Origin of the sequence: Paraburkholderia pallida (assembly GCF_004524855.1) — a bacterium.
In the GTDB taxonomy this organism is placed as follows: Bacteria; Pseudomonadota; Gammaproteobacteria; order Burkholderiales; family Burkholderiaceae; genus Paraburkholderia; species Paraburkholderia oxyphila.
This window is the reverse complement of record NZ_CP038148.1, coordinates 2,843,625-2,859,125: the sequence shown is the minus strand read 5'-3', so window position 1 is coordinate 2,859,125 and position 15,501 is coordinate 2,843,625. Positions and strand designations below refer to the sequence as shown.

Genomic DNA, 15,501 nt, shown 5'->3' with positions numbered 1-15,501 from the left:
TCAAGCCTTGTAGCCGATCGCGCGCAGCAGGTCGTGGCGCCAGCGCACATCCTCTTCGGCTTCGACGCCGAGCGGCGGCTCGCCATCCACCACGCCGATAATGCCGCGCCCCTTGTCCGTTTCGGCGATCAGCACTTCGGTCGGATTGGCGGTCGCGCAAAAAATGCGGCACACCTCCGGCACGGCCTTCACGATGTTGAGCACGTTGATGGGGAAGAAGCCGTCGCCGAGAAAGACGATGAAGCTGTGGCCCGCCGCGATGCGCAGCGCGTTGCTCGTGGCCATTTCGACGAGTGCGTCGTTCGTGCCCGAGCGGCGCACGAGACGCTTGCCCGAGGCCTCGCAGAACGCGAGGCCGAACTGGATGCCCGGCACCGCGCCGTAGAGCGCCTCGTGCAGGTCTTCGACCGATTTGATGAAGTGCGTTTGCCCGAGGATGAAGTTGGTGGCTTCGGGCTTGACGATCTCTACCGTGGACAGTTGCATGGCGGACCTCGCGCGGGGCGTCTCGATGGCCTCCGTCGCTCGACGTTCAGGCGCGTGCGGAGGCGTGGTTCAAGAAGACTAGTACGAAGTCGCGGCGCGTCCAAGGCGAGGCCCGCCGCGCGGGCCGTCGCAATGGAAAACGGCCGGCGCCACGTAGGGCAACCGGCCGTTGTTCATGCCTGACGCGCTTTGGCGCGCAAGGTCAGGCGTGCCTCACCCGCTCAGGCTGTCTTTGCCGCGCGCTTGCCCTCGACGTCGGGCAGGAACACCGTGAGGATGCCGATCAGCGGCAGGAACGAGCAGACCTTGTACACGAACGCGATGCTGGTGGCGTCCGCCAGTTGGCCGAGCACCGCCGCGCCGATGCCGCCGAGGCCGAATGCGAAGCCGAAGAACAGGCCCGCCACCATGCCCACCTTGCCGGGGATCAGCTCCTGCGCGTAGACGAGGATGGCCGAGAACGCCGAGGCGAGCACGACGCCAATGATCACGGTCAGCACGCTGGTCCAGAACAGATTGGCGTAGGGCAGCAGCAGCGTGAACGGCGCGACGCCCAGAATCGAGCCCCAGATCACGTACTTGCGGCCGATGCGGTCGCCCACCGGGCCGCCGATGATCGTGCCCGCCGCAACGGCCGCGAGGAACACGAACAGGTGCACCTGGGCGGCCTGCACGGGCAGGTGGAAGCGGTCGATCAGATAGAACGTGAAGTAGCTGTTGATGCTCGCGAGGTAGAAGTACTTCGAGAACACGAGCAGCACGAGAATGCCGATGGCGGTGGCCACGCGGCCGCGCGAGAGCGTGACGTGCGGGGTCTCGACGCGCTTTTTCTTCAGCGCCGGATGGGCCTTGTACCAGCGGCCGATCTGCGTGAGCACGAACATTGCGAGGAGCGCCGCCACCGAGAACCACGCGATGCTGCGCTGGCCGTGCGGAATGACGATCACGGCGGCGAGCAGCGGTCCGAGCGAAGAGCCGGCGTTGCCGCCCACCTGGAACAGCGATTGCGCGAGGCCGTGGCGGCCGCCCGAGGCCATGCGCGCGACGCGCGAGGACTCCGGATGGAACACGGAGGAGCCGCAGCCGACGAGCGCCGCCGCGACGAGCAGCACGGCGAAGCTCGGCGCCACCGACATCAGCAACAGGCCGCAGAGCGTGAAGCCCATGCCGACGGGCAGCGAGTACGGCAGCGGACGCTTGTCGGTATAGACGCCGACGAGCGGCTGCAGCATCGAAGCCGTGATCTGGTAGGTGAGCGTAATGAGGCCGATCTGCGTGAACGACAGCGAGAAGTTGTCCTTGAGCATCGGATAGATGGCCAGGATCAACGACTGGATCATGTCGTTGAGCAGATGCGAAAAGCTGATCGCGCCGAGCACGGAGTACACGGTGCGCTGCACACCGGTGGAGGCCGGGGAGGCGGCGGACACAGACGGGGCGCCAGGCGCGGCGCGCTTGTCGAGGCTGGTTTCCATATTGTCGATAAGCAAAAAGGCTTCACGCGGGCGCCGCGACGAACGTTGGGCCCATGAAGGCATCAAGAACCCAACGCGGCGATGGCATGAAAAGGTCATGTATAGGAGTTATGAAGCGCAGTGTAATGTGTCTGGACTGAACAGTCCGGACATCTTTTGTCGAGAATCGGCCAAGTGGGTGCCGTCGCGCACGCCGAAGCCACGGGCTGGAGCACAACCCGCGCCCGCGCGCCGTTAAAGAATGCGCGGCGCCGTGCCGTTGACCGGGGTTGAGGCGTTGCGCATACGAGTCGATTGCGGGCGGATCGAAGGGGTGCGTGCACAGACACTGGAGACCGATAACGATGAGAGCAATGAAAGAACCTGCCGGGCACACGAGTTTCGTGCAGGAGGAGTTTGGGGCGGTCGCCGGAGCAAACGGTGCGGTGGGCGGCGGCAAGCACAGCAAAGGCGCAAGGGGTTCGGCAGGCGCAGAGGGCAGGTCGCTCTCGGTGAAGACGATGCTGCGCGTCGCTTTCGCGGTGGTGCTGGTCGGCACGCTGGCCATCGGCGCCTTCTCGCTCACGCAGATCAGCCGCCTGAACGATTCCACCGAGTCGATCTACGAGCAGGGCCATATCGCCAGCCGCGCCGCGGAGGAAGTGCGTGGGCATGTGCTGCGTGCGAGCCGCGGGCAAAAGATGCTGCTCACCGCGACTACGGCGAAGGAGCGCGACGAACTGGGTGAGGACATCGAGAAGGACCTCGCTGCGCTCGTGGTCCAGATGAAAGTGCTCGAGCAATACTCGTCGCAATCGGGCGCCGATGCGCCGGGCGCCGATGCGCTCGCGCAGCAAAAGCAGTTCGCGGCGCTGGCGCAAACATGGAGCGGCCATTTGCGTGACTTCGTCACGCTCATGAAGGCGCAGCCGCTCGATCTTTCGCAGATGAGCTGGCAGGTCAGCATGCAGGACGTTTCGCTGCTCGTGGAAACGGGCAAGCTCGAGAAGCTCGTCGATCAGCTCGTCGCGCAGCGCGGCGCTGCCGCCAAGGCGACGATCGCGGCTTCGGCGTTCATCTACAAGTCGTCGTTCGTGATGATCGCCGCGGCCACGCTGGCGCTGTTCGTGCTCGCGTTCGTGGTGAGCGAATGGGTCGTGCGGCGCCTCGCGCACCAGCTCGGCGGCGAACCCGCGCATGCGAAGGCCATTGCGGCGCGCATTGCCTCGGGCGATCTCGCGCAGCCGGTCGAGGTGCATGCGCGCGACGGGGCCAGCATGCTCGGCGCGCTGCGCGACATGCAGGACGGATTGTCGACGACGGTGGCCGAGATCGCCGCGAGCGCCGAGGCGATTGCCGCCGCATCGGGCCAGATCTCGACGGGCAATCTCGACCTCTCGCACCGCACGGAAGAGCAGGCCGTCGCGCTCGAGCGCACCGCGAGCAGCATGGAGCAACTGACGTCCACCGTGCGCCTGAACGCGGAGAACGCGCAGCAGGCGAGCACGCTGGCCGGCAACGCCTCGCAGATCGCGCAGAAGGGCGGCGCCGTGGTGGGCCGCGTGGTGGCCACGATGAACGAGATCAACGACAGCGCGAAGAGCATCGCCGACATCATCGGCGTGATCGAAGGGATCGCGTTCCAGACCAATATTCTGGCGCTGAATGCGGCGGTCGAGGCCGCGCGGGCAGGCGAAGAGGGGCGCGGCTTCTCGGTGGTCGCGGGCGAGGTGCGCAATCTCGCGCAGCGCAGCGCCGCGGCGGCCAAGGAGATCAAGACGTTGATCTCCGCCTCGGTCGCTCGCGTGGCGAACGGCTCGACGCTTGCCACCGACGCGGGTCAGACCATGGAAGAAGTCGTGAAGGCCGTGAAGCGCGTGAACGACATCATCGGCGAGATTTCGGCGGCATCGAGCGAGCAGCGCGCCGGCATCGAGGAGATCAGCCGCGCGGTCACGCAGATGGATGCGGGCACGCAACAGAACGCGGCGCTGGTGGAAGAGGCCACGGCCGCGGCGCAATCGCTCGACGACCAGGCCAAGGTGCTCAAGCGCCTCGTGGGCAAGTTCCAGCTCGCCTGATTTTCGACCACGCTGCATGCAAAAACGCCGCGCTGCCTGATGGGGCAGCGCGGCGTTTTACGTGGTGCTAATTGTTTAGCCTTACTTCGCGTCGCGCTCGATGATCCACTCGTGCGCCGGGTCGTTGTGGAAGTGCCATTCGCGCGTGGGGCCCGCCATCACGTTCAGGTAATACGAGTCGTAGCCGTAGGGCACGACCACCGGATGATAGCCGCGTGGCACCATCACGACGTCGTGGTCTTCCACGGCCATGGTTTCGTCGAGGTCGCGCAGGTCGGTGTAGACGCGCTGGAACGCGAAGCCCTGCTGTGGATTGAGCCGGTGGTAATAGGTCTCTTCCAGCGCGCTCTCGTGCGGCAGGCGGTCGGCATCGTGCTTGTGCGGCGGATAGCTCGACGAATGGCCCGAAGGCGTGCGCACTTCCACCACGAGCAGCGACTCCGCCGGCTCGGTCTGCGGAAGAATATCGCAGACGTAGCGCGTATTCGCGCCTTTGCCGCGCGTGGAGCGCTTCATGTGCGCGGGCTCGATGAGCCGCACGGGCAGCGTGCCAAGCGCCGGCGCGCTCGCCACGCCCAACTCGGCTTCACGCGTGGCGCGCACCACCGCTTTCACGCTGGGCGGCACGTAGAGCGCATAGGGCGCGGCGTCCTCGAATACGCTGTCACGCGAGCCGAGGCCCGAATAACGCTTGCCGCCAACCTCGATGTCCACGGCGCCCGAGAGCACGACGATGCAGCTCTCGCGGTCCGTTTCGTGTACGTAGACGACATCGTCGGCGTCCATGCGGTACGCGGCGAAGCCGACATAGCGCCAGCCCGCCGTGGCGGGCGTGACGCGCGCGATCGTCTGGCCTTCGCGCGCGGCCTTGACTAGCAGGCTCATGCTGCCTCCTTGCTGGTATTGCTTGATACGCTATCCGAATCGACGAGCGAGCGCAGCGTGCGATAGCCCTTCTGCGCGTACGCGTACGATGGCGCGATCACGGGGTCTTGCTCGGCTTCCACGACCAGCCAGCCGCGGTAGCCGTGCCGCTTCAGACGCGCGATGATCGCCGGAAAATCGACGGCGCCGTCGCCGGGCACCGTGAACGCGCCCGCGAGCACCGCGTCGAGAAAGCTCCAGTTGCGGTTGCGCGCGAGCTTCACCACGGCGGGGCGCACGTCCTTGCAGTGCACGTGGCATACGCGTGCGATGTGCTTGTCGAGCTCCACGACGGGGTCGCCGCCCGCGAACGTGATATGGCCCGCGTCGAACAGCAGGCCCACGGCGTCGCTGGTGCGCGCCATGAGCTTGTCGACGTCGGCGGGCGTTTCCACATAGGCGCCCATGTGATGGTGATAGGCGAGCCGCACGCCACGCGAGAGCGTATGGCGCGCGAACGCGTCCACGCGCGCGGCGTATTCGTCCCACTGCGGCTCGCTGAAAAAGCGCGGCCGCTGATAGAGCGGGCGCGGCGCGCCCTGGATCGAATCGGCCACTTCGCCGTACACCATCACGGTGGCGCCGTTCTGCGCGAGCAGGTCGAGATGCTTGTCCACCGCCGCGATCTCTTCAGCCACGCTGCGCCGCGCAAGCATGCCGGAGTACCAGCCGGACACGAGCGAAAGATCGTATTGCGCGAGCAATGCCTTGAGCGCCTGCGGCTCGCGCGGAAACTTGTTGCCGAGCTCGAAGCCTTCATAGCCGATCTCGCGCCCCTCGGTGAGCGCCTGGGAGAGCGGCGTCTCGCCTCCGAGCGAGGGCAGGTCGTCGTTCATCCACGACAGCGGATTGATGCCGATGCGTACTTCAAATGCACTCATGTGCGTTCCTCGATATCTGCAAACGTGTGTCTCTTCATGCCTCGGTTGGGTCGGCCGCGTCATCGCCTTCGTTGCCGCTTTCATTTTCCGCGTCGGGCGCTGACTTCGTCGCGGACGGCGCGTCGGCACGGCGCCCGCGCCGCCCGCGTTGCGCCAGATGCGCGTCGTAGCGTTCGCGCGCCTCGCGCACGGTGGCGCGTGTCGAAACCTCGGGCACGGCCACCTCCCACCACCAGCCGCCGTCTTCGGTCGTGCGCGCCGGATCGGTGTCGATGCTGATGAGGTAAGTGCGTGACGCCGCGCGCGCGCGTTGCAGCGCAGATTCGAGCTCGGTGATGCTGGCGACGTGCTCGGCCTGCGCGCCCAGCGAGCGCGCGTGCGAGGCGAAGTCGATGCGCGGCGCGCCAAGCGGCCCTTGCGCGCAGTCCTCGAACAGGTTGTTGAACGGCGCGCCGCCGCAGGCCTGCTGGAGCCGGTTGATGCAACCATAGCCGCGGTTGTCGAGCACGACGATGATGAGCTTGGCACCGAGCATCACCGAGGTCGCGATCTCGCTGTTCATCATCAGGTAGCTGCCGTCGCCGACCATGACGACGACCTCGCGATCGGGCCGCGCGAGCTTCGCGCCGAGCCCGCCCGCGATCTCGTAGCCCATGCACGAGTAGCCGTATTCGACGTGATACGCGCCCGGCTGGCCGGCGCGCCAGAGCTTGTGCAACTCGGCGGGCAGCGTGCCGGCCGCGCACACGACGATATCTTCGGTGTACGAACGGCTAGACGAACGCTGCACGGCGCCGATCACGTCGGCGTCGTAGGGCAGGCTGTGACGTTCCTGTGGCGCGTGCGTCAGCGCTTCGACGCTGGCGCGCCATTCGTCGGCAAGGCGCCGTGCATGCGCGGTCCAGTTCGCGTCGGCGCGCCAGTTGATCAGCTCGTCGCTCAGCGCCGCGAGCGCGAGCTTCGCGTCAGCCTCCACGGCGAGCCCGTTGTGCTTGAGCGCATCGAAGCCGTTTGCGTTCACGCCGATCACGTGCGCGTGTGCGAACAGCGAATTCGAGCCAGTCGTGAAATCCTGCAGACGCGTGCCCACCGCAAGAATACAGTCGGCGTCGCGTGCCAGTGCGTTCGCGGCGGGCGAGCCGGTCACGCCGATCGCGCCCACATTGAGCGGATCGTCCCACGCGAGCGCGCCTTTGCCGGCCTGGGTCTCCGCTACCGGAATGCCGCGCGCCGCGGCGAGCGCCTGCAACTGAGGCGCGGCGCGCGAGTAGAGCACACCGCCGCCCGCGACGATGAGCGGACGCTTCGCGCGATGCAGTTGCGCGAGCGCCGCATCGATCTCGCTCTGCACGGGCGCGGGGGCGTGAAAGCTCACGAGGCGCGGCGTGAAGAAACTCGCGGGATAGTCCCACGCCATGGCCTGCACGTCCTGCGGCAGCGCGAGCGTGACCGGGCCGCACAGCGCGGCGTCGGTGAGCACGCGCAGCGCGCGCGGCAACGCGCTGAGCAATTGCGCGGGATGCACGATGCGGTCGAAGTAGCGCGACACGGGCTTGAGCGCGTCGTTGGCGGAAAGGCCGCCGTCATGGGGATCTTCGATCTGTTGCAGCACCGGGTCGGGTTCGCGCGAGACGAAGATGTCGCCGGGCAGCAGCAGGAGCGGCAGCCGATTCACGTGCGCGAGCGCGGCGGCCGTCACGAGGTTGGTGGCGCCGGGGCCGATCGACGTGGTCACGGCCATCATGCGGCGGCGGAAATGCGCCTTTGCGTAGGCGATCGCGCTATGCGCCATCGCCTGCTCGTTGTGCGCGCGCAGCGTGGGCAGTTCGTGGCGATAGTGATAGAGCGCCTCGCCGAGGCCCGCCACGTTGCCGTGCCCGAAGATCGCGAACACGCCGCCGAAGAGCGGCTCGGTGCGGCCCGAGCCGTCTTCGCAGGCGACGCGCTGAGCGGCGAGAAAGCGCACCAGCGCCTGCGCCGCGGTGAGGCGCACCGTGGCGGCGGGCGGATTCGGTACGCCGTTCGGCTGTCCCTCGAGTGAAGCACCGGAAATGGGAGCGATGCGCTGATTCATGCTGCTTTCTCCTCGCGCGGGGTATGGCCATCGTGAGGTGTCTGGCCTTGCGCCTGGCCGCGCGCCGCGCGCCATGCGGCGATCAGCGTCTCGAAGGCGCGGCGCACGCGCGCTATCAATTCCTGGTCGTCGATTTCACCGGCGAGCCAGGCGAGGCTCGGCTCGTAGAAGATGGTGCGGCCCACCGTGAAGCCGCGGCACGTCTGGGAAGCCGCCGCCGCGCGAAAGCCGTTCGTCAACTGCTCGATGGGCGCGGAGAGACCGAGCAGCACCACGCCGCGGCAATGCGGATCGCGCTCGGCAATCAGCGCGTCGATGTCGCGCCACTGCGCCGCGTCCATCGGCTCGAGCTTCCACCACTCGGGGTAGAGGCCGATGTTGTAGAGCCGCTTGAGCGCGCGATAGACGGTGTCGGGCGCATTCGGCCGGCCGTCGAGCTTCGGCGGAATCACTTCGAGCAGCAGTTCGTGGCCGCTTGCCTGCACGGCGTCGTAGAGCGCGCGTAGCTGCGCTTCCTGTTCGAGGCGCTGCTCGATCGGCTCGTCGGGATGGAACTGCACGAGACACTTGACCGTGTGCCCGATGGGCCAGGCCGCGAGCGTCGTGCCGATCGAGCGGCCATGGTCGAACACGAGCGGCACCGAGCCCGGCAACTCGACCGGGCGGCCGATCCACCAGTCGCGCCCGGTCGCGGCGTTGAGCGCGTCCTGGCCATAGCGATCGTCGATCAGGACACCGATGCAACCTTGCAGGCCGAGCGCGCTTTCCGTCTGCGCCACGGCGTCGACGAACAGGTTTTTCAGGTACGAGATGCGCGCTTCGCTGGCGCCGGTCTGCTGGGCGAGATCGAAGAACTGGTTGCGATGGTCGAACGCGAAGCCCAGCACCTCGTCGTAGTGCTTGCGCGCCGGTGTTACGCGGTGCAGGCGGGCGAGCGTGGCGTCGCGGTCGGGGCGGCGCATGCGCGCGGGGTCCGCGGCGGCTTCGCGCAGGAAATAGTCGAGCTCCGCGGGCGTGGGCATCGCGGGCGCGCAGCCGTGGCGCGAGACCACGAGCGCGCCGCAGGCATTGGCCGCGCGCGCGCAGTCCTCGAGCGGCGCATCGCGCAGCCAGCCCGAAAGAAAGCCCGAGGCGAACGCATCTCCCGCGCCGAGCACGTTGAGCACTTCGACCTCCACGCCGCGCTGCAGCGGCACGTCATCGAGCGAGTCGGGCACCGCGCCTTCGACGATCTGGCAGCCGAGCGGCCCGCGCTTCACGAGCAGCGTGGCGGGCGTGACTTCGCGCACGCGCTTGAGCGCATCGACGAGCGTCTCCTTGCCGCCCGCAATGAGGAATTCCTCCTCGGTGCCGATCACGAGATCGAACAGCGGCAGGATGCGCTGCAGATGCTCGCTCACGCTTGCGCTTGCGATAAAGCGCGTCTCGCCGTCGGCCTTGCCGGTCAGCCCCCAGAGCACCGGACGATAGTCGATGTCGAGCACGGCGCGCACGTTGTTGCGGCGCGCGTAGTCGAGCGCCTGAAGGCTCGCGCGATTCACCTGTTCGGTCGAGAAGTGCGTGCCGGTGATGAGCAGCGCCTTGGACGAGGCAATGAACGCCTCGTCGAAGTCGCCCGCATCGACGGCCATGTCAGCGCAGTTCTCGCGATAGAAGATCAGCGGGAACGTGTCGCGGTCTTTCAGGCCGAGCAGCACGAGCGCGGTGAGCCGCTCCGGGTCGATGCGCACGTGGCTCGTGTCACAGCCTTCTTTCGTGAGCGTTTCGGTGAGAAAGCGTCCCATGTGGTCGTCGCCGACGCGCGTGAGCATGGCCGAGCTCAGGCCGAGCCGCGCGCAGCCAAAGGCGATGTTCGCCGACGAGCCGCCGAGATACTTGGCGAAGGTGGAGACGTCTTCGAGCCGCGTGCCGACCTGCTGGGCGTAGAGATCGACGCCGAGCCGGCCGAGGCAGACGATGTCGCGGCTGCGTCCGGACGCGAAGCGTGAAGGGTGGGTGCGGGGGAGGGCCATGAGCATTCCTGTCGTATGCGGTCTCAGTTCGGTCTCTATACAGACTCAATCCGGAGTCGACGCGCGCCTCAAATGGTCGCGCCGTCGAGCTCGGCAATCATCTTCTGCATTTCCGCGCCGCCGGCCATCATGTCGAGCACCTCGTTCTTGCTGATGGTGTCCTTCGTGTACGTGCCGAGCGAGCGGCCGCGATTGAGCAGCGTGAACGAGTCGCCAATCGGGTAGGCGTGGTGCACGTTGTGCGTGATGAAGATCACCGAGATGCCTTTCGCGCGGGCGCTATGGATCAACCTGAGCACATTGAAGCTCTGCTTCACGCCGAGCGCGGCGGTCGGCTCGTCGAGAATCAGCACGCGCGCGCCAAAGTGGATCGCACGCGCGATCGCGAGGCACTGGCGCTCGCCGCCCGACATCGTGCCGATGGCCTGATGCGGGTCGCGCACGTTGATGCCCATTTCCGCGAGACGTTCCTGGGCGATTTTCGCGCTCGACTCGAGATCCATGACGTTGAGGAACCCGAACAACTTCTTCTGCGGCTCGCGGCCCATGAAGAAGTTGCGCGCCACCGAGAGCAGCGGCACCAGCGCGAGATCCTGGTAGACGGTCGCGATGCCGAGGTCGAGCGCGTCACGCGGCGATTCGAAGCGCACGGGCTTGCCATCGACGAAATACTCGCCCGAGGTGGGCGCATGCACGCCGGCCAGCGTCTTGATCAGCGTGGACTTGCCTGCGCCGTTGTCGCCGAGCAGGCAATGCACTTCGCCGCGCTTCAGGCGCAGCGTGACGCCGTTGAGCGCGATCACCTTGCCGAAGTACTTGCTGACGTTTTCCAGGGCGAGGATCGTGTCGCCGTTCTCGCTCTCGCTCTGCTCGACGGCGCCGTTTGCTGCACTGTTGAGTGATTCGGTCATGTCGGCCTCCGGCTTACGATTGCGCGACGCGGCGGCGCACATAGTGATTGAAGAGCACGGCGATCAGCAGCATCACGCCGAGGAAGACGCGGAACCAGTCCGAGTCGATGTTCGTATAGGTGATGCCGATCTGCACGACGCCGAAGATGAGCGCGCCAAACGCCGCGCCGATCACCGATCCATAGCCGCCCGTGAGCAGCGTGCCGCCGATCACCGCCGCGATGATCGCCTCGAATTCCTTTTGCAGGCCGCGGTCCGCGGCGGCCGAGCCGATGTCGCACACTTGCAGCACGGCAAAGAGACACGAGCAGAACGCGGTCAGCATGAAGAGCGAGATCTTCACGCGCTTGACCGGCACGCCTACGTTCTTCGCGGCGTTGGCGTCGCCGCCCACGGCCATGATCCAGTTGCCGTAGCGCGTCCTGGCGAGCGTGAATGCGCCGATGACCACGAGCGCGATCCACCAGAGGATCACCTTCGGCACGCCCGGCACGAGCGGCTGGCCGTTGTCGAGCATCTTGCCGATGCCGATGTGCGCGAGCGCCACGAAGAGGCCCTTGAACGCCGTGCCGTGAAAGAGCAGGTTGGTCACGTAGTCGGCTTTCGCGACGTCGCCCACGCCCGAGACGATCGTGCGGTCGGCGAACATGATCGAGAGCGCAAGCGTGAGGCCGCGCAGGATGAACAGGAACGCGAGCGTGACGATGAACGAGGGTAGCCGCGTGCGCATCACGAGGTAGCCGTTCAGTGCGCCGAGCGCCGTGCAGCCCACGAACGCGAACAGGATGGACAGCGCGATGGGCCAGTGGAAGTACATGGTGGGGATGGCCACCATCATGCCGGCGAAGCCGATCATCGAGCCGATCGAGAGGTCGAATTCGCCGGCGATCATGAGCAGGCACGCGCCAACAGCAAGGATGCCTAAATAGGCGGCGACCTGCGACCAGTTCATCACGCCGTCGAGGTCGAACATGCCGGAGCCGCCCGCGCCGATCGCGAACACGGCGAACACGAGCACGGTGCCGGAAATCGCGGCAAATTCGGGGCGGCCGAGCAGATGCCCGAACCACGATTCGCGCCGCACGCGCTCGTCGGTGGCGCGAGGTCCCGCCGGCGACGGTTGGCCTTCGCGTGAGTCTTGCGCGCCGTCCGTTGCATGCGAGGGGAAGTGTTTGCCGGCTACACCCATGATGTCTCCAGAATAACCGGTGCGCGTGGGCCGCAAGCGGCGTGTCGTGCCCGGTAATTGATGCGCGGCGCGGTAGGCGTGAGGCGAGTCGGTGTCGCTCGAAGCGAGCCGTCGCCGCGCGTGGCTGACGAAAAGACGCTTTAAACGAGCGGGATCAGCGGTACTGACCCGCGTACTTCACAACCTTGTCGAGGTTCTCCTTGGTGATGAAGCCCGGACCCGAGCGGATGTTCTTCGGGCCATAGGACGGCTGCAGGCCATAGGTCTCGAGGCGCTGCTTGAACTTCGGATTGGCTTCGAGGATCTGGCGGATCTTGGCCGGATCGGTCGTATGGTCTTTCTTCACGATCGCCAGCACGGCCACCGGGATATAGCCCTGCAGATACGGCTGCTGGTCGATGGCGAACTGGATCGTGCCCGCGCGGATCGCCTTGGCGATCTCGTCGGAGAAGTCGAAGGTGCAGAAGTAGATCTTGCCGGCGAGGCCCATTTGCTGAATCGCCTTGAGCGTGGCCGCGGCTGGCACCGGGCCGAGCGTGAGGATCGCACCGGTATTCGGATGGTTGCGCAGATACGCGCTCACCTTCGACTGGATCTCGGTCGGGTCCTGGCCCGAGTCGATCGTCGAGGTCTTGTAGTCCACGCCCAGCGCGTCCGCGAAGCCACGGCAGCGTTCGAACGAGACGGCATTGGTCGCGAAGTGATTCACGCAGAGGAACGACTTCACGCCCGCGGCCTTGGCCTTTTCGCCGGCCGCGTGGCCCGCCACGTACTCGGGCTGGCCCACGTGCATGATCGCGCCGAGCTGCGCGCTCTGTTCCTCGGTGCCTGAGTTGATCGTGACGAGCGGGATCTTCTTTTCCGTGACCTTGCCGATGGAGTTCTTCAGCACGTCGTAGTCGGCGATGGTGACGATGACGCCGTCGTAGTTACGCGCGGCGGCTTGCTCGATCAGGCGCGCCATGTCGGCGATATCGCCGTTGGGCGGATTGCGGTAGTCGGTCTCGACGTTGAAGTCCTCGTCCGCTTGCTTGATGGCGTTCTTGATGGTGTTCCACCACGAGTCCGAATCGGGCGCGTGGCTGATCAACACGAAGTGCGCGTCGGCAGCCTGCGCCGTCTGCGCGCCCAGCACGCTCAAGCCGCTCAGTCCCGCTGCCAGCGCGAGCGCCGCGGCCAACCTTCGGAGCATGGTCTTGCCCTTGCGTTGCGTCATAGTCTCCACCTTTCTCGGTCTGTCGTTCGTTCTTGGGGTGAGCGCGGCGCGCGTTTTGACCTGCGATTGACAGCGTGCGCGTGACGGCCCGCTTTGCTGCCTCGCTCATCGACAAGAGTAGGCGATCGCCTGGCGAGTTGCAACAAAAATTTCATTGCAAATAAAAATGGAAAATCTGTTCCAATCACGTGCGGCGCTACCTATAATCGATTCCGTCGACGGCAGGCCCGGCAAGGGTTTGCGGCACTGCGGCAAGCATCAGGGAAAAACCATCATGGCGGATGAAACCAGCGACGCCGTAGCAGGCGTAGACGAATTGATGCAGCGCATCGCACACGAGTACGAGGCGCTGCCGCGGCAGTTGAAGAATGTCGCGACCTATATCGAGCAGAACCGCGCGAGCGTGATGATGGATCGCACCAGCGACATCGCCGCGAGCTGCGGGGTGCATCCGTCGGCGGTGGTGCGTTTCGCGCAGCGCTTCGGCTTTTCGGGCTTCTCCGATCTGCAGGCGGTGTTCCGCCAGGCCTACGCGGGGCAGGGGGCGTCGGCCACCAGCTATCAACAGCGCATTCGCCAGCTGATCGAGGCGAAGGATGGCAACGCGAGCCCGGATCTCGGCGGCGCGGTGGCGCGCGAATTCATCGGCGCGTGCCGCAGCGGCCTGGACGAGCTCGAGGCCGGGCTCGACGACGCGCAGTTCGACGCCGCGGTGAAGATGCTCGAGCACGCGGACAACATCTATGTGATTGGCGTGCGGCGCTCGTTCGCGGTGGCGAGCTATATCGTCTACGCGCTGCAGCACACGAGAAAGCGCGTGCATCTGATCTCGGGTCTCGGCGGCATGTATCACGAGCAGATCCGCAGCGTGAAGAAGGGCGACGTGGTGATCGCCATCAGCTTCGCGCCCTACGGCAAGGAGACGCAGTACTGCCTGCGCGTCGCGCAGCAACACCAGGCGAAGACGCTCGTCATCACCGACAGCCAGCTCTCGCCGCTCGCGCGTCACGCCGATGCGCAGCTCTATGTGAAGGAGGGGAGCGCCTTCGCGTTCCGCTCGCTGACCAGCACGTTTTGCCTGTGCCAGGCGCTGTTCGTCGCGCTCGCGTACCGGCTCGAACTCAACGTGGAAGAATCGACCGACCCTGGAGGATACGATGACTGAAGCAAGGACGCTGAACGTGGCGGTATTCGGCGCGGGCCGCATCGGCCGCATTCATGCGGCGAACCTCGCGCGCCAGCCCGGCGTGCGTCTGAAGTATGTGATCGACGTGAACCGCGAGGCTGCTGCCGCGCTCGCGGCGCAGCACGGCGCGCAGGTGGCCGACGTGGACGGCGCGTTCGGCGACGCCTCGATCGATGCGACAGTGATCTGCTCATCCACCGATACGCACTCCGAACTGATCTTGAAATCGGCGGCGGCGGGCAAGTCTATCTTCTGCGAGAAGCCCGTCGATCTCACCATCGGGCGCGCGAGAGAGTGCGCCGAGGCTGTTGCGCGCGCGGGCGTGGTGGCCATGATCGGCTTCCAGCGCCGCTACGATCCCACCTTTGCCGCGCTCAAGGCACGCCTCGACGCGGGCGAGATCGGCACGCCCGAGATGCTGATCGTGACGAGCCGCGATCCGGGCGCGCCGCCAGTCGAATACATCAAGCACTCGGGCGGCATCTTCAAGGACATGCTGATCCACGACTTCGACATCTTCCGCTGGATTCTGGACGACGAAGCCGAGACCGTGCACGCCACGGGTAGTTGTCTCTCCGATCCGGCCATCGCCGATGCGGGCGACATCGACTCGACGGCCGTCACGATCCGCACGAAGCGCGGCCGCCTATGCCAGATCAACACGGCGCGCCGCGCGGCCTATGGCTATGACCAGCGCTTCGAGATTCTCGGCAGCGACGGCATGCTTCAGGCGGGCAACATGAAGCCCACGGAAGTGGTGGCGTGGACGAAGCACGCGGTGGCGCAGGACGTGCCCGAGGCGTTCTTCCTCGAGCGCTACCGGGCGGCGTACGCGCGCGAGATGGCGCATTTTTACGAGGCTGTGACGCAGGGCACGCCGGTGCGCACGAGCGTGGCCGACGGCCTCAAGGCGCTCGAGCTTGCGGAAGCGGCGGCGCTCTCGTGGCGCGAAGGCCGTGTGGTGAAGTTAGGCGCATGATCCGGCCGCGCAGGTGAGGATCGAGATGGCGCCGCGCGAGGCGGCGCTTATGAATCAGGCAGGATACCGAAGGAAGTAGCGGCTTTGCATGGCACCGCGCTATGCGCT

Annotated in this window: 12 protein-coding genes; 3 read left to right on the top strand and 9 right to left on the bottom strand. The window is 66.3% G+C overall.

Features of this window, described 5'->3' with window-relative positions; all coding sequences use genetic code 11:
* Both E1956_RS12930 and E1956_RS12925 read right to left on the bottom strand, forming a co-directional pair.
* Entirely contained in the window at positions 1–486 is a 486-nt protein-coding gene (locus tag E1956_RS12930) for an adenosine-specific kinase (RefSeq protein ID WP_134749397.1), read from the bottom strand.
* A gap of 221 nt (positions 487–707) precedes the next feature.
* The gene (locus tag E1956_RS12925; RefSeq protein WP_134750591.1) at positions 708–1,961 is read right to left on the bottom strand and encodes an MFS transporter; all 1,254 of its coding nucleotides are present in this window, start codon (positions 1,959–1,961) and stop codon (positions 708–710) included.
* 500 nt (positions 1,962–2,461) lie between these two features.
* Here E1956_RS12925 and E1956_RS12920 point away from each other — a divergent pair, with 500 nt between their 5' ends.
* Positions 2,462–4,021: a methyl-accepting chemotaxis protein gene (locus E1956_RS12920; protein WP_232071433.1), complete on the top strand. Its 1,560-nt coding sequence runs from the start codon at positions 2,462–2,464 to the stop codon at positions 4,019–4,021.
* Positions 4,022–4,102: 81 nt separating this feature from the next.
* Here E1956_RS12920 and iolB read toward each other — a convergent pair whose 3' ends face one another.
* The 7 genes from iolB to E1956_RS12885 form a co-directional block, all read right to left on the bottom strand.
* Complete coding sequence (gene iolB / locus E1956_RS12915) at positions 4,103–4,906, bottom strand: 5-deoxy-glucuronate isomerase (protein WP_134749391.1); 804 nt, start codon at positions 4,904–4,906, stop codon at positions 4,103–4,105.
* Positions 4,903–5,826, bottom strand: a complete 924-nt coding sequence (gene iolE, locus E1956_RS12910; RefSeq protein ID WP_134749388.1) for a myo-inosose-2 dehydratase — start codon at positions 5,824–5,826, stop codon at positions 4,903–4,905. Before iolE ends, iolB begins: the two co-directional genes overlap by 4 nt.
* 34 nt (positions 5,827–5,860) lie before the next feature.
* Positions 5,861–7,900: a 3D-(3,5/4)-trihydroxycyclohexane-1,2-dione acylhydrolase (decyclizing) gene (gene iolD / locus E1956_RS12905; protein ID WP_134749386.1), complete on the bottom strand. Its 2,040-nt coding sequence runs from the start codon at positions 7,898–7,900 to the stop codon at positions 5,861–5,863.
* Positions 7,897–9,912, bottom strand: a complete 2,016-nt coding sequence (locus tag E1956_RS12900; RefSeq protein WP_134749383.1) for a bifunctional 5-dehydro-2-deoxygluconokinase/5-dehydro-2-deoxyphosphogluconate aldolase — start codon at positions 9,910–9,912, stop codon at positions 7,897–7,899. Before E1956_RS12900 ends, iolD begins: the two co-directional genes overlap by 4 nt.
* Before the next feature lie 68 nt (positions 9,913–9,980).
* Entirely contained in the window at positions 9,981–10,823 is an 843-nt protein-coding gene (locus E1956_RS12895; RefSeq protein ID WP_232071146.1) for an ATP-binding cassette domain-containing protein, read from the bottom strand.
* A gap of 13 nt (positions 10,824–10,836) precedes the next feature.
* On the bottom strand, positions 10,837–12,012 hold the full coding sequence (locus E1956_RS12890; protein ID WP_134749381.1) for an ABC transporter permease: 1,176 nt from the start codon (positions 12,010–12,012) through the stop codon (positions 10,837–10,839).
* Between the two features lie 154 nt (positions 12,013–12,166).
* The gene (locus E1956_RS12885) at positions 12,167–13,228 is read right to left on the bottom strand and encodes a sugar ABC transporter substrate-binding protein (RefSeq protein ID WP_028220245.1); all 1,062 of its coding nucleotides are present in this window, start codon (positions 13,226–13,228) and stop codon (positions 12,167–12,169) included.
* A 274-nt stretch (positions 13,229–13,502) separates the two neighbouring features.
* Between E1956_RS12885 and E1956_RS12880 the strand changes: the two genes are divergently transcribed.
* A complete protein-coding gene (locus tag E1956_RS12880; RefSeq protein ID WP_028220244.1) occupies positions 13,503–14,393 on the top strand; it encodes a MurR/RpiR family transcriptional regulator in 891 nt (296 codons plus the stop codon).
* The gene (iolG, locus tag E1956_RS12875) at positions 14,386–15,393 is read left to right on the top strand and encodes an inositol 2-dehydrogenase (protein WP_134749378.1); all 1,008 of its coding nucleotides are present in this window, start codon (positions 14,386–14,388) and stop codon (positions 15,391–15,393) included. Before E1956_RS12880 ends, iolG begins: the two co-directional genes overlap by 8 nt.
* The last annotated feature ends 108 nt before the right edge of the window (positions 15,394–15,501 follow it).

Bases quoted from the DNA above. Each gene is read 5' to 3' on its own strand.
- E1956_RS12930 (WP_134749397.1), bottom strand. From the start codon at position 486: ATGCAACTGTCCACGGTAGAGATCGTCAAGCCCGAAGCCACCAACTTC.
- E1956_RS12925 (WP_134750591.1), bottom strand. From the start codon at position 1,961: ATGGAAACCAGCCTCGACAAGCGCGCCGCGCCTGGCGCCCCGTCTGTG.
- E1956_RS12920 (WP_232071433.1), top strand. From the start codon at position 2,462: ATGCTGCGCGTCGCTTTCGCGGTGGTGCTGGTCGGCACGCTGGCCATC.
- iolB (WP_134749391.1), bottom strand. From the start codon at position 4,906: ATGAGCCTGCTAGTCAAGGCCGCGCGCGAAGGCCAGACGATCGCGCGC.
- iolE (WP_134749388.1), bottom strand. From the start codon at position 5,826: ATGAGTGCATTTGAAGTACGCATCGGCATCAATCCGCTGTCGTGGATG.
- iolD (WP_134749386.1), bottom strand. From the start codon at position 7,900: ATGAATCAGCGCATCGCTCCCATTTCCGGTGCTTCACTCGAGGGACAG.
- E1956_RS12900 (WP_134749383.1), bottom strand. From the start codon at position 9,912: ATGGCCCTCCCCCGCACCCACCCTTCACGCTTCGCGTCCGGACGCAGC.
- E1956_RS12895 (WP_232071146.1), bottom strand. From the start codon at position 10,823: ATGACCGAATCACTCAACAGTGCAGCAAACGGCGCCGTCGAGCAGAGC.
- E1956_RS12890 (WP_134749381.1), bottom strand. From the start codon at position 12,012: ATGGGTGTAGCCGGCAAACACTTCCCCTCGCATGCAACGGACGGCGCG.
- E1956_RS12885 (WP_028220245.1), bottom strand. From the start codon at position 13,228: ATGACGCAACGCAAGGGCAAGACCATGCTCCGAAGGTTGGCCGCGGCG.
- E1956_RS12880 (WP_028220244.1), top strand. From the start codon at position 13,503: ATGGCGGATGAAACCAGCGACGCCGTAGCAGGCGTAGACGAATTGATG.
- iolG (WP_134749378.1), top strand. From the start codon at position 14,386: ATGACTGAAGCAAGGACGCTGAACGTGGCGGTATTCGGCGCGGGCCGC.